Source organism: Halobacterium jilantaiense, from assembly GCF_900110535.1.
In the GTDB taxonomy this organism is placed as follows: Archaea; Halobacteriota; Halobacteria; order Halobacteriales; family Halobacteriaceae; genus Halobacterium; species Halobacterium jilantaiense.
The window spans coordinates 1,710,210-1,723,877 of sequence record NZ_FOJA01000001.1 but is presented as its reverse complement, the minus strand read 5'-3'; the positions used below and the strand labels follow the sequence as shown (position 1 = coordinate 1,723,877).

The 13,668-nt window shown below is 70.9% G+C and carries 8 protein-coding genes; 6 read left to right on the top strand and 2 right to left on the bottom strand.

The annotated features are described in order from the left end of the window. Positions 1-51 precede the first annotated feature (51 nt). A complete protein-coding gene (gene ligA / locus BMW35_RS08860; protein WP_089668987.1) occupies positions 52-2,238 on the bottom strand; it encodes an NAD-dependent DNA ligase LigA in 2,187 nt (728 codons plus the stop codon). 114 nt (positions 2,239-2,352) lie between these two features. Here ligA and BMW35_RS08855 point away from each other — a divergent pair, with 114 nt between their 5' ends. Further along, complete coding sequence (locus BMW35_RS08855; protein ID WP_089668986.1) at positions 2,353-3,525, top strand: pyridoxal-phosphate-dependent aminotransferase family protein; 1,173 nt, start codon at positions 2,353-2,355, stop codon at positions 3,523-3,525. Between the two features lie 18 nt (positions 3,526-3,543). On the opposite strand, the gene BMW35_RS08850 is transcribed toward BMW35_RS08855, so the two are convergent. Beyond that, entirely contained in the window at positions 3,544-4,695 is a 1,152-nt protein-coding gene (locus tag BMW35_RS08850) for an MFS transporter (RefSeq protein WP_089668985.1), read from the bottom strand. A 153-nt stretch (positions 4,696-4,848) separates the two neighbouring features. On the opposite strand from BMW35_RS08850, the gene BMW35_RS08845 reads away from it, so the two are divergent. From BMW35_RS08845 to BMW35_RS08825, 5 genes are all read left to right on the top strand, one after another. Further along, entirely contained in the window at positions 4,849-6,132 is a 1,284-nt protein-coding gene (locus BMW35_RS08845) for an O-acetylhomoserine aminocarboxypropyltransferase/cysteine synthase family protein (RefSeq protein ID WP_089668984.1), read from the top strand. After that, the gene (metX, locus tag BMW35_RS08840; RefSeq protein WP_089668983.1) at positions 6,132-7,313 is read left to right on the top strand and encodes a homoserine O-acetyltransferase MetX; all 1,182 of its coding nucleotides are present in this window, start codon (positions 6,132-6,134) and stop codon (positions 7,311-7,313) included. The genes BMW35_RS08845 and metX overlap by 1 nt, the downstream gene beginning before the upstream one ends. A gap of 110 nt (positions 7,314-7,423) precedes the next feature. Further along, positions 7,424-8,725, top strand: coding sequence for an O-acetylhomoserine aminocarboxypropyltransferase/cysteine synthase family protein (locus tag BMW35_RS08835; RefSeq protein WP_089668982.1), 1,302 nt, complete (start codon positions 7,424-7,426; stop codon positions 8,723-8,725). A gap of 110 nt (positions 8,726-8,835) precedes the next feature. Then, positions 8,836-10,545, top strand: a complete 1,710-nt coding sequence (locus BMW35_RS08830) for an L-lactate permease (RefSeq protein WP_089668981.1) — start codon at positions 8,836-8,838, stop codon at positions 10,543-10,545. Between the two features lie 60 nt (positions 10,546-10,605). After that, a complete protein-coding gene (locus BMW35_RS08825; RefSeq protein ID WP_089668980.1) occupies positions 10,606-13,668 on the top strand; it encodes an FAD-binding and (Fe-S)-binding domain-containing protein in 3,063 nt (1,020 codons plus the stop codon).

The following is a 13,668-nucleotide window of genomic DNA, read 5'->3' as shown; positions in this document are numbered from 1 at the left end:
AGCGACGGCGACGACTGTTCTCCGGCGATACATTCCAACCGCAGCGACGAGCTACGACTCGACGTCCACGCCGCGTTCGGCCAGCAGCGCGACGAACTCCCCGGGGTCGACCTGCGGGACGTCGTTGTCGTCGGCCGCATCGCGCTTGGACCGGCCGGGGTTCTCTCCGACGACGAGGTAGTCCGTGTTCCCGGACACCGACCCGGTGGCGTTGGCACCGTGGCGCTCCACGAGCGCCTGGAGCTCCGAGCGCGTCCAGCCCTCGACGCTCCCCGTGAACACGAACGTGAGTCCCGCCAGTTCGTCCCCACCGTCGTCGGCGTCCACGGCCTCCGGCTCGCCGAGCCGTGACTCGTCGCGGAGGCGCTCGACGACTGCTCGGTTCCGGTCGTTCGCGAGGAACTCCGCGAGGTGTTCGGCGACGACGCTCCCGACGCCGTCGACGCGCTCGAAGTCGGTCTCGTCGGCGTCGAGGACGGCGTCCAGCGTGCCGAACTCGCGGGCCACGTCGTCGGCGACGGTCGGCCCGACCTCCGGAATCCCGAGCGCCGCCAGGAACTCCCCGAGCGGCGGGTGGCGGGCCGACTCCAGTTCGTCGACCAGATTCTGTGCGCTCGTCTCCCCCCAGCCCTCTAGGTCGGCGAACGCCTCGGCCGGGGTGTCGTAGAGGTCTGCGACCGACTCCTCGACGACGCCCGCCGTGACGAACTGCTCGGCGGCCTCCTCGCCGACGCCCTCGACGTCCAGTACGTCCGTGAAGTACTCGACCGACCGAATCAGCTGAGCGGGACACGTCAGGCCACCGGTGCAGAACGCGTTCGGGCCGTCGAACTCCACGTCGCTCCCGCAGCGCGGGCACTGCTCGGGGAACGCGAAGTGCCCCTCGCTGCGCTGCTCGGTCACTTCCGCGACGTACGGGATGACGTCGCCGGCGCGCTGCACCCTGACCTCGTCGCCGACGCCGACCCCCATCGCCGCAATCTCGTCGCGGTTGTGCAGACTCGCCCGCGACACCGTCACCCCGCCGACGTCGACTGGGTCGAGCAGCGCGACGGGGGTCAGTCGTCCGGTCCGGCCGACCTGCACGACCACGTCCTCGATGGTGGTCACCTCGTCGCGCGCGGGGAACTTGTACGCGTACGCCCAGCGGTAGTGGCGGGCCGTCGTCCCGAGGTCGAGACACGTCCGCCGGTCGTTGACTTTCACGACGACGCCGTCGATCTCGTAGTTCAGGTCCTCGCGGCGCTCCCCGAGCCGATTCCGGTAGTCGATGGCGGCGTCGATGTCCGCGACGCGCTCGGCCTCCCGGTCGACTTTGAGCCCCCACTCGGGGAGCTGTTCGTGTTCCGCCCAGTGGGAGTTCAGGCCGACGTCGAGACCGTCGCGGGACGCCTCGACGTCCTCGTCTGATTCGTCTCCCGCTGCGAGAACGCCGGCGGACTCGTCCTCGGTGCCCTCGCCGACGTTCCGTGCGGCGAGGATGTCGTAGAAGAAGCAGTCCAGCGGTCGTTCGGCGGTCACGCTCGGGTCGAGTTGGCGGAGCGACCCGGCGGCGGCGTTCCGGGGGTTCGCGAACGGGTCGTCGCCGCGTTCGACGCGCTCGCGGTTGTGCGCAGTGAACGCGTCCCGCGGCATGTACACTTCGCCGCGGACGACGAGGAAGTCGGGAGGGTCTCCCCGCAGTTTGAGCGGGACGCTGTCGATGGTGCGGACGTTCTCCGTGACGTCCTCGCCGGTCTCGCCGTCGCCCCGCGTGGCGGCCTGCTGGAGGCGGCCGTCGACGTACGTCACCGCGACGGAGAGCCCGTCGAACTTCGGCTCGCAGACGAACTCGACCTCGCCGGCCTCGCGGGCGACGCGGTCGGCGAACGCCCGGACGTCGTCGGCGTCGCCGCTGGAGTCCAGCGAGAGCAGCGGCGCGACGTGCTCGACCGACTCCAGTTCGTCCAGTGGCTCGGCACCGACGCGCTGCGTGGGGCTGTGCTCGGTCGCCAGGCCGAACTCGGCTTCCAGCGTCTGGAGCCGGCTGAACAGCCGGTCGTACGCGCGGTCGCCGATTTCGGGGTCGTTCTCGACGTAGTAGCGGTGGTCGTGGTACCGGATGGCCGCCCGCAGGTCGTCGACCTGTTCGCGGGCGGCGGCCTCGTCGAGGGCGTCGACGGGCGCGAAGTCGGTGTCCGGGTCGCGGACGTAGGGGTTGTCCGCGAGCGCGTCGCTCCCGGTGTCGGCCTCGGGCATGCTCCCGGCTAGGCCTCCCTGCGTGTAAAGCGTGGGGACCGGCCGCCAAGCCGGGGGTCCGGCGAACGTTGCACGACCCGCCGTGTTTATCCTCGCGCGCGCCGACGGTCCGGTATGCGAGAGGACTTCCTCCTGCTGAATCCGGGGCCGGTGCCCGTCGCTCGCGAGGTACGAGAAGCCATGAGCGAGCCGATGGTCTCCCACCGCTCCGCCGAGTTCGAGGCCGTCTACGAGCGCGCCCAGGACCACCTCGACTACGTGTTCGAGCACTCGACGCCGTCCGGTGACTCGACGTCCAGCGGGGGAACCAGCCTGATGCTGAACGGCACGGCGACGATGGGGATGGAGGCCGCCGTCGCGAACCTCGTCGGTGACGGCGGCGAGGTCGTCTCGGTCGTGAACGGGAAGTTCGGCCGGCGGTTCGCGCGCATCGCCGACCGGTACGCCGACACCACCCGCGTCGAGTTCGACTGGGGCGAGCCGGTCGACGTGGACGCCGTCGCGGACGCCGTCGGCCCGGAGACGGACGTGGTGACGATGGTCCACAACGAGACGAGTACGGGGCTCCTGAACCCCGTCGAGGACGTGGGTGAGGTGGCGGGAGACGCCGACGCGCGGTACGTCGTGGACGGCGTGACGAGCATCGGCGGCGACGAGCTCCGCATCGACGACTGGGGCGTCGACGTCGCCATCACTGACGCACAGAAGGCGCTCGCTGCGCCGCCCGGACTCTCCGCGATGTACGTCACGGACGACGTGAAACCCGACCTCGACGGGGAAGCCGCGCCGTTCTACGAGGACCTCGACTGGCACCTCCGGAAGGCCGATAGCCACCAGACGCCGTTCACGAGCGCGGTCCCGCTGTTCCGTGCGCTCGCCGAGGCCGCGGCGCGAATCCGCGAGGAGGGGATGCCGGACCGCATCGCCCGCCACCGCGAGCAGTCCGCGGCGTTCCGCGCGGGCTTCCACGAGATGGGTCTGGAGTCGTTCCCCGAACTGAACGAGACCGCCGAGTACTCGAACACCCTCACCGCCATCCGCCTGCCGGCGGGCGCTCGCGGCGACGACGCGGCCGCGTTCATGGACGCCGTGAACGCCCGCGGCGTCTCCATCAGCGGCGGGCAGGCCCACCTCGGCGGCGACATCTTCCGCGTGTCGAACATGGGCCAGCTCACGAGCCAGCAGGTGCTGCGCGGCATCCGGACGGTCGGCGAGGCGTTCCGCGAGGTCGGTGTCGACGTTGACGTGCAGGCCGGCGTCGCGGCGGCCCGAGACGAACTGCGGTAGGACTGCGGCCGCTTCGTTTTACCTGTTCAGCCGCAGGAGCGCGGGCAGCGCGAGCGCGGCGAACAGGAGTTCGGTGCCGCCGGCGAGGAGGAACGCCTCCCCGTAGCCGTAGCGTTCTGCGACCCAGCCGCCGCCGACGATGCCCGCGAGGAAGCCCAGCGAGCCGGCGACGTTGAACCCGGCCATGTGGACGCCGCGCTCGTCGTCGGCGGCGATGTCCGTGACGAGCGCCATCGTCGCGGGCGACATCAGCGCGCCGAGCACGCCGACAGCGACCATGCCGGCCTGCGCGAGCCGGAGGCCCGGCGCGAAGCCGACGGCGACGACCGCGACGCCGTACAGCGCGGAGCCGGCGGCGATGGGGAGCGTGCGGCCGACGCGGTCGGAGAGCCGGCCGAAGGGGTACTGGAGGAGCGCGAACGGCGCGAAGAACAGCGCGAGCGTGAGCCCCGTCGCGCCCGCGCCGAGGCCGAAGGTCTCCCGGAAGTACAGCGTCCCGACGAGCGCGAAGAAGCCGGCGGTGAAGCGGTCGATGAAGCCGAACGCGTACGGGACGGCGACGGCCGGCTTGCTGGTGAGCGCGTCCAGCGTGGCGGCCAGCGAGTCGCCGTGGCCCGAGGGCGCGCGGTCGGGGACGCGCGTGGCGAGGACGCCGGCGAGCGCGAGCACGCCCGCGCCGGCGACCAGCGGGGCCCGGGGCGCGAGTTCGGTGAGTTGGCCGCCGACGGGCGCGCCGAGCGCGGTGCCGAGACCGATGGCGATGCCGGCAGCGCCCATGTCAGCGCCGTGGTCGTCCGAGAGGTCCATCAGCATCGTCATCGCGAGGGAGAACGCGCCGATGGTGACCGCGCCCTGGAGCGCGCGGAGCGCGAGCGCGCCGGCAAGTCCCACCGGAGCGGCGGCGAGCGCGGCGTAGCCGACGCCGCCGCCGACAGCGCCGGCGACGATGAAGGGGACGCGGCGGCCGACGCGGTCGCTGGCGACCCCCCAGACGCCGGCGAACGCGACGAACGAGCCGAACTCGGCGGCGAGGAACCACCGGCTGGCTGTCTCGGGGTCGGCGGCTCCGTAGGCGGCGACGAGGTCGCTGGCTCCGGGGTACAGCAGCACCTGCGCGAAGAGGACGGCGAAGACGACGGCGGCGAGGGCGGCGCGCTCGCGGCGGACCATCCAGCGGGGCTTGGTACCGGGGAGTCAAGAGGGCGGCGACACCTCGGGGTGCGGTCAGCCGCGAGACCGACAGCACACTCGTCCGTCGCCGACCCCGGCGACAGTTGCCGTAACTACCACGCATAACCTTCGGTAGATATATTACTACTGTCAATGACCGACGCGAGCCGCGGGCGCACCACTCGCAGCGTCCACGCGGGCCACGACCCCGACGAGACGGGTGCCCGCGCGCCACCCATCCACCAGACCACGTCGTACGTCTTCCCGGACGCCGACGACGCCGCGGCGCGCTACGCCCTCGACTCGGAGGCCGACGTCTACTCGCGCATCTCGAACCCCACCGTCTCGGTGCTCGAAGATCGCCTCGCCGCGCTCCACGGCGGCACCGACGCCGTCGCGACGAACACGGGCATGGCCGCCATCGACGCCGTCACAACGACGCTCGCCGAGGCGGGCCGGAACGTCGTCGCGGGCGCGGAGATGTACGGCGGCACCGCGACGTACTTCGACACCATCGCGCGCAAGCGCGGTGTCGACGTCCACACCGTCGACGCACTCGACCCCGACGCCGTCGCGGCCGCCGTCGACGACGACACCGCGTTCGTCCACGTCGAGACCGTCGCGAACCCCTCGCTCGTGACGCCGGACCTCGCCGCGCTCGCCGCGGTCGCGCACGACCACGCCGTCCCGCTGGTCGTCGACAACACGTTCGCCACGCCCGAACTCTGCCGGCCCGTCGAGCACGGCGCGGACGTCGTCTGGGCGTCCACGACGAAGTGGCTGCACGGAGCCGGCACCACGCTCGGCGGCGTCGTCGTCGACGGCGGGGCGTTCCCGTGGAGCCACCCGGACGCCGACTTCCCGGAGCTCTCCGGTCCCAGTCCCGCCTTCGACGTGGACTTCTCGGAGCGCTTCGGGGACCGCGCGCTCGCGGCGGCCGTCCGGCAGCGCGCCGTCCGGAACTGCGGCACCGGGCAGACCGCCTTCGACGCCTGGCAGACGCTCCAGGGCGTCGAGACGCTCCCGCTGCGAATCGCCCGGCACTGCGAGAACGCCGCGGCGCTCGCCGACTTCCTCGCCGACCACCCCGACGTGGCATGGGTCTCGTACCCCGGCCGCGAGGACCACCCGACGCACGACGCGGCCAGCGAGTACCTGGAATCGGGGTTCGGCGGCGTGCTCACGTTCGGTCCCGAGGGCGGCTTCGAGGCGGCGAAGGCCGTCTGCGAGGGCGTCGAACTCGCGTCGTTCCTCGCGAACCTCGGAGACGCGAAGACGCTCGTCGTCCACCCGGCCAGCACCACGCACGCCCAGTTGGACGAGGCCGAACAGCGCGAGGCGGGCGTCGCGCCCGACATGGTTCGGGTGTCGGTCGGTATCGAGGACGCCGACGACGTGCTCGCGGACTTCAACCGGGCGCTCCGGGGGGCGCACTGATGCCGACCGAGACGATTCCCGATTTCGAGTTCGCTGCCGGGCAGACCGTCGACGAACTCACCGTCGCCTACGAGACGTACGGCGAGTTCACGGGCGAGAACGCTGTGCTCGTCTGTCACGCCCTGACCGGGAGCCAGCACGTCGCCGACAGCCCCGACGGGACCGCCGGACAGGGCCACGGCTGGTGGCGCGACGTGGTCGGTCCCGGGAAGGCCATCGACACGACCGAGTACTTCGTCGTCTGCGCGAACGTCCCCGGGTCGTGTTACGGCACGGACGGCCCGCCCGCGGAGGGGCCAGACGGCGAACGCTGGGGGACCGAGTTCCCGCCCGTCACCGTCGGCGACTGGACGCGCAGCCAGCGCCGACTGCTCGACGAACTCGGCGTGGGTCGCCTCCACGCCGTCGTCGGCGGGAGCGTCGGCGGCATGAACGCCCTCGACTGGGCGCACCGGTACCCCGACGACGTCCGCCGGGTCGCGGCCGTCGCGACCGCGGCCCGCCTCGACGCCCAGTGCCTCGGGATGAACGCCGTCGCCCGGCGCGCTATCAGGGGCGACCCGAACTGGAACGGCGGCGACTACTACGGCGGGGAACACCCGACACGGGGCCTCGCGCTCGCCCGCCAGCTCGGCCACCTGATGTACCTCTCGAAGGACTCGATGGCGGACAAGTTCGGCCGCCGGACCGCCGGCCGGGAGGCGGGCGGGGACGCCTTCCCGACCGACCCGGCGGGCGCGTTCTTCCCGTACCGGGACGTGGAGTCGTACCTCGACTATCAGGCGGACAAATTCGTCGAGCGCTTCGACGCCAACAGCTACCTCTACCTCGTGCGGGCGATGGACGACTACGACCTCGCCGCGGGCTACGACTCGGACGCCGACGCGCTCGCCGCGTTCCCGGGCGAGGCGCTCGCGCTGTCGTTCACGGGCGACTGGCACTTCACGGTCGAGCAGAGCGAGGCACTCGCCGACGCCCTGCGGGACGGCGCTGCGGACGTCGCCCACCACGTCGTCGAGTCCGACCACGGCCACGACGCCTTCCTCGTCGAACCGGAGTCCGTCGGCCCGCCGCTGGCGGACTTCCTCGCCGACGGCGTCGACGGGCGCTCGGTCACGGACACCCGCGACGACGCACGCGACGACTATGCGCCCGTCCACAACAGCCTGTTCTCCGGGTAGCCCGACGGCGGGCGGCGCGGGGGCGTCGGCCGCCGTGCGGGTCGTTTCGAAGACCGGCAGGTCCTGCAGGTGTCGGCGCGGTTTACCCGTCGAGGTGTCTCTGTCTCTCTATGGCAGACGACCACGGCTTCCACACGAACAGCGTCCACGCGGGTCAGGACGTCGGCGAGACTGGCTCGCGGGCTCCGCCCATCTACCAGACCACCTCGTACGTCTTCGAGGACAGCGAGGACGCCGCCGGCCAGTTCGCGCTGGAGACGGAGGGCTACATCTACTCGCGGCTGATGAACCCGACCGTCGCGACGCTCCAGGAGCGACTCGCCAGCCTCGAAGGCGGCGTCGGTGCCGTCGCCACCGCCTCGGGGATGGCGGCGCTCGACCTCGCGACGTTCGTCCTCGCGAGCGCCGGCGACAACGTCGTCGCGGCGAGCGACCTCTACGGCGGCACTGTCACGTACCTCACGCACAGCGCCGAGCGGCGCGGCGTCGAGACGACGTTCGTCGACACCCTCGACTACGAGGCCTACGCGGACGCCATCGACGAGGACACCGCCTACGTGCTCGTCGAGACGGTCGGCAACCCCAGTCTCGTCACGCCCGACCTCGAACGCATTGCGGACATCGCCCACGACCACGGCGTCCCGCTGATGGTGGACAACACGTTCGCGACCCCGTACCTCTCGAACCCCATCGAGCACGGTGCCGACATCGTCTGGCACTCCACCACGAAGTGGATTCACGGTGCCGGCACGACGGTCGGCGGCGCGCTCGTCGACGCCGGCAGCTTCGACTGGAGCGCCCACGCCGACGACTACCCCGAAATCGCGCAGGAGAACCCCGCCTACCACGGCGTGAACTTCGCCGAGCGATTCGGTGACGCCGCGTTCACGTACGCCGCCATCGCTCGCGGGCTCCGGGACCTCGGGAACCAGCAGTCGCCGTTCGACGCGTGGCAGACCCTCCAGAAGCTCGAATCGCTCCCGCTGCGCATGGAGAAGCACTCCGAGAACGCCCAGCTCGTCGCCGAACACCTCCGAGAGCACCCGGACGTCGAGTGGGTGAACTACCCCGGCCTGGAGGACCACGAGACCCACGAGGAGGCCAGCGAGTACCTCGACGGTGGGTACGGCGGAATGCTCACGTTCGGCGTCGACGGCGGCTACGAGGCCGCGCAGGCCACCACCGAGGAGACCGAACTGGCGAGCCTGCTGGCGAACGTCGGGGACGCGAAGACCCTCGTCATCCACCCCGCGTCGACCACCCACCAGCAGCTCACCGAGGACGAGCAGCGCGCGGGCGGCGTCCTCCCCGAGATGGTGCGGGTGTCGGTCGGCATCGAGGACCCCGCCGACGTGGTCGCGGACCTCGAAGCCGCAATCGAGGCGGCGACCGCGGCCGCTGGCGACGACTGACGCGCGGAACGGAGACGGACCGTCCGGCTATCGACGGCAACAGAGAGAATTTTTCTCCACTGGGAACACGCCGATTCATTATCCGGTTTTGGTGGGATGTCCGAACTGACATGGTAGACACGTTCACGCTCGCGGTTCTCGCGGCCGTTCCAATCGCCGTCGCGTTCGGGCTGCTGGTCGGCCTCCGGTGGTCGGCAGCGCGCGCGATGGGAGTCGGCTGGCTCATCGCGACCGCCCTCGGCATCGGCATCTGGGGGATGGAGGCCCAGTGGTGGGCGGCCGCCGCCGTCTACGGCGCGTTGCAGGCGTTCAGCATCGTGCTCATCGTCTTCGGGGCCATCCTCCTGATGAACTACCTCGACGGCAGCGGCGCAATCGCGACCATCCGCTGGTACTTCCGGCAGATCGAGGAGGATCGGCGCGTGCAGGTGCTGCTCGTCGGCCTCGGCTTCATGACCATCATCGAGGGTGCCGCCGGGTTCGGCACGCCCGGCGCGCTCGCCGCGCCGCTGTTCATCGGCCTCGGCTTCCCGCCGCTGGCCGCGGCCGTCTTCGGCCTCTACTTCAACGCCCCGAACCCGCCGTTCGGCGCGGCCGGCACGCCCGTCATCGGCGGCGTCGGAGCCGTCGTCGAGGGGTCGCTCCCCGAGAGCATGCCGGTGCTGGAGTTTCTCGACCTCGTATCGGCGTGGACGGGCGTCGTTACCGGGCTGACGTACGTCTTCTGGGGGCTGCTCGGCGTCTACCTGATGAGCTACTGGTTCGGCAGCGAGGACGAGCGCTCGCTGACCGGCGCTCTCGGCCCCGCGCTCGAAATTGCCCCGTTCGCGCTGCTGCTCGGCGCGCTCACGGGCGTGACGCAGTGGCTGGTCGCGTGGTTCATCGGGCCGGCGCTGCCCGACATCGCCGCGGGGTTCGTCACGCTCGGAGCCGGCCTCGTGCTCGCGAACCGCGGTATCCTCGTGCCTGAATCCACGTGGGACTTCCCGGACCGCGAGTCGTGGACGGACACGTGGCGGGGTGGCCTCGCCCTCGACGAACTCGACAACGACGAACCGAGCAAGGAGATGTCGGTGCTGCTGGCGTGGACGCCGTACCTCCTCGTCGCGGCCGTCCTCCTCGTGACGCGGTGGCCGACGCTCCAACTCGGCGGCGAGCAGATCGTCTCCGTCGTGCAGTCGTACGCGGTCGGCTTCGACGTGCTCGGCTACGAGGACCTGAACTGGTCGCTGCGGTACCTCTACCTGCCGGGGACGATGCCGTTCGTCCCGGTCGCCATCCTCACCGGCTGGCTGCACGGCATGGACGGCTCCGAGATGGCCGAGGCGTGGCGGGAGTCGTTCCGTCAGATTGCGCCCGCGGCGCTCACGCTCGTCGTCGCCGTCTCCATGACCCAGGTGATGATTCAGTCCGCGACCAACCCCGGCGACGTCGTCGGGATGATGACCGCGTTGTCCCAGATTGTCGCTGACGGCGCTGGCGCGGCGCTCCCGCTGGTGTCGCCGTGGATCGGCACCCTCGGGTCGTTCATGACGGGCTCGAACACGTCTTCCGACATCCTGTTCAGCGTCCTCCAGCTTGAGGCCGCCTCTCAGGTGGGCGCGTCCCGCGCCATCGTCGTCGCGCTCCAGAACACGGGCGGCGGCATCGGGAACATGGTCTCGGTGCTGAACGTCGCCGCCATCTGCGGCGTCGTCGGCATCACCGGCCGCGAGGGCGACATGCTCCGGAAGACTCTCGTGCCGACGGTCGTGTTCGCGCTGTTCGCGGGCGTGCTCGGGCTGCTGTTCAGCGCCGTGCTGTTCCCGGGCGTGTTCTGAGCCCGCGACCGTCGCCGCGACCACCACACAATAACAAGACAGACTCCCAACGCTACGCCAATGGCCACACACGACATCCCCCCGGACGACCCGGCAGCCGACTCGGACGCCGACTACGACTACGTCAGCGACAGCGTCGAGCGCCCCGCCCTGCTCGCGGACCTGCGAGCGCGCGTCGACGGCGACGTGCGCTTCGACAGCTACACGCGCCAGCTGTACGCGACCGACGCCAGCATCTACGAGGTGCTGCCCGTCGGCGTCGTCTTCCCGACCTCGACCGCGGACGTGGCGGCCGTCGTCGAGTACTGCGCCGACGAGGGCATCCCCGTGCTCCCGCGGGGCGGCGGCACGAGCCTCGCGGGCCAGACGGTCAACGAGGCCGTCGTCCTCGACTTCAAGCACGACATGGACGGTTTCGTCGGCGTCGACCCCGAGTCCGAGACCGCCCGCGCGCAGCCCGGCATCACGCTCGCGGAGCTGAACGACGAACTCGCAGAGCACGGCCTGAAGTACGCGCCGGACCCGGCGTGGGGCGACAAGAGCGTGCTCGGGGGCGCTATCGGGAACAACTCCACGGGCGCGCACTCGCTGGTCTACGAGAAGGCCGACGGCTACCTCGAATCCGCGGAGGTCGTGCTCGCCGACGGCACCGTCACCACCTTCGGCTGGGTGGACACCGACGACCTCGACGACCTCGCGGACCCCGACGGCGACCTGGAGGCCCGCATCTACGCGGAGGTCCAGCGCGTCCTCGACGAGGAGGCCGACGAGATTCGCGAGCGCTTCCCCGACCTCAAGCGGAACGTCTCCGGGTTCAACTACGACCGCCTGCTCGCGGACGCCGAGGAACACGGCGCGGTGAACGTCGCGCGACTGCTCGCCGGCAGCGAGGGCACCCTCGGCATCGTCACGAAGGCCGAGGTGTCCCTGGAGCCCGTACCTGAAGAAACGGCGGTCGCGATGCTCACGTACGACGACGTGGTGGACGCGATGCGGGACGTCGCGCCAATCCTCGAACACGACCCGTCGGCGGTCGAGGTGATGGACGACGTGTTCCTCGACCTGGCGCGGGACACCGACGAGTTCCGGGACGTGGTCGACCTCCTCCCCGAGGGCACGGACTCGACGCTGCTCGTGGAGTTCTACGCCGACAGCGAGACCGAGGCCCGCCAGCGGGTCGCGAACCTCGTCGCCGACCGCCTGCCGACCGCGACGCCCGCCGGTGACCCCGCCGCGGACGCCGGGAGCGTCACCGACGACCCCGTCCACGCCGTCGACGTGCTGGAGGCCTACGACGACGACCGGCAGGCCCACTTCTGGAAGATGCGGAAGGCCGGCCTCCCCATTCTGCTGTCGCGGACGAGCGACGACAAGCACTGGCCGTACATCGAGGACACCGCCATCCCCGCCGAACACCTCCCCGAGTTCGTCGCCGACTTCCAGGCCATCCTCGACGACCTCGACACGTTCGCCTCGTACTACGCGCACGCCGGCCCCGGCGTCCTCCACGTCCGCCCGCTCGTGAACCTCAAGGAGGAGGAGGGCGTCGCGAAGATGGAGGAGATCGCCGACCGCGTCACCGACCTCGTCGTGGAGTACGGCGGGTCGGTGTCCGGCGAGCACGGCGACGGCCGCGCCCGCACCCAGTGGAACAGGAAGTTCTACGGCGACGACCTCTGGGCGTCGTTCCGGGAGACGAAGTCGACGTTCGACCCCGAGTGGATTCTGAACCCCGGACAGGTGTGTGGGGACGAGGCCGGCGAGTCGGACATGACCGACAATCTGCGCTTCGACCCGAACTACGAGTTCGACGCCGGCTTCGACCCCGCGCTGAACTGGGACACCGAGAACGGCTTCCGGGGGATGACGGAGCTCTGCCACGGCTGTGCGGGTTGTACGGGCTACCAGGAGACGACCGGCGGCGTGATGTGTCCGACCTACCGCGCCGCCGACGAGGAGGTCCTCAGCACCCGGGGTCGCGCGAACATGCTGCGGTCGGCGATGAACGGGAACCTCCCCGACGACCCCCTCGACGACGAGTTCCTCCACGAGGTGATGGACCTCTGTGTCGGCTGCAAGGGCTGCAAGCTGGACTGCCCGAGCGGCGTCGACATGGCGAAGCTCAAGACCGAGGTCAAGCACGCCGACCACCAAGAGAACGGCGTCAGCCTCATCGACCGCGTGTTCGGCCACACGGAGGAACTGCTCGAACTCGGGTCGCTGTTCGCGCCGCTCTCGAACTGGGCGACCAGCCTCCCGGGCGCGGACGCGCTCGCCGAGAAGACCGTCGGCATCGCGGCCGAGCGCGACCTCCCCGAGTTCCAGCGGGAGACGCTCCGCAAGTGGTTCGACCGCCGGGGCGGCAGCCGGATTCCCGAGTCGGCTGCCGACCGCAAGGTCCTGCTGCTGCCCGACCCGTACACGAACTACAGCAAGGTCGACGTGGGGAAGGCGGCGGTGCGCGTCCTCGAAGCCGCGGGCGTCCACGTCGAGATGCCCGACGGCGTCGGGGACAGCGGCCGGCCGGCGTACTCCCGCGGCCTCGTCGACCGCACCCGCGAGACGGCCCGCGAGAACGTCGACGCGCTCGCTCCCCGGGTCCGCGACGGCTGGGACCTCGCCTACGTCGAACCGTCTGACGCCGTGATGCTCCAGAGCGACTACCTCGATGTCCTCCTTCCCGACCCGGGCGTCGCCGACGCCGACATCGAGGCCGTCGCCGCGAACACGTACGGTGTCTGCGAGTACCTCGACAGCTTCCGGCTGGACGAGGGCGCGGGGTTCGACGCGAGCGGCGAGTCGCTGGCGTACCACGGCCACTGCCACCAGACGGCCGAGCAGCGCGACCACCACGCCGTCGGCGTCCTGCGGCGCGCGGGCTACGAGGTCGACCCGCTGGACTCCACGTGCTGTGGCATGGCCGGGAGCTTCGGCTACGAGGCCGAACACTACTCGATGAGTCAGGCAATCGGTGACATCCTCGTCGACCAGGTGAGCGAGAGCGACGCCGACACCGTCACTGCACCCGGGTCGTCGTGTCGCACCCAGCTCGGCGAGCGCGACGACGTGGACGTCGACGGCGAGCCGCCCCACCCCGTCGAGAAGCTCGCCGACGCGCTCTGA

Coding starts and splice junctions, on each gene's coding strand:
- ligA (WP_089668987.1), bottom strand. CDS start 2,238: ATGCCCGAGGCCGACACCGGGAGCGACGCGCTCGCGGACAACCCCTAC.
- BMW35_RS08830 (WP_089668981.1), top strand. CDS start 8,836: ATGGTAGACACGTTCACGCTCGCGGTTCTCGCGGCCGTTCCAATCGCC.
- BMW35_RS08825 (WP_089668980.1), top strand. CDS start 10,606: ATGGCCACACACGACATCCCCCCGGACGACCCGGCAGCCGACTCGGAC.
- metX (WP_089668983.1), top strand. CDS start 6,132: ATGCCGACCGAGACGATTCCCGATTTCGAGTTCGCTGCCGGGCAGACC.
- BMW35_RS08845 (WP_089668984.1), top strand. CDS start 4,849: ATGACCGACGCGAGCCGCGGGCGCACCACTCGCAGCGTCCACGCGGGC.
- BMW35_RS08850 (WP_089668985.1), bottom strand. CDS start 4,695: ATGGTCCGCCGCGAGCGCGCCGCCCTCGCCGCCGTCGTCTTCGCCGTC.
- BMW35_RS08855 (WP_089668986.1), top strand. CDS start 2,353: ATGCGAGAGGACTTCCTCCTGCTGAATCCGGGGCCGGTGCCCGTCGCT.
- BMW35_RS08835 (WP_089668982.1), top strand. CDS start 7,424: ATGGCAGACGACCACGGCTTCCACACGAACAGCGTCCACGCGGGTCAG.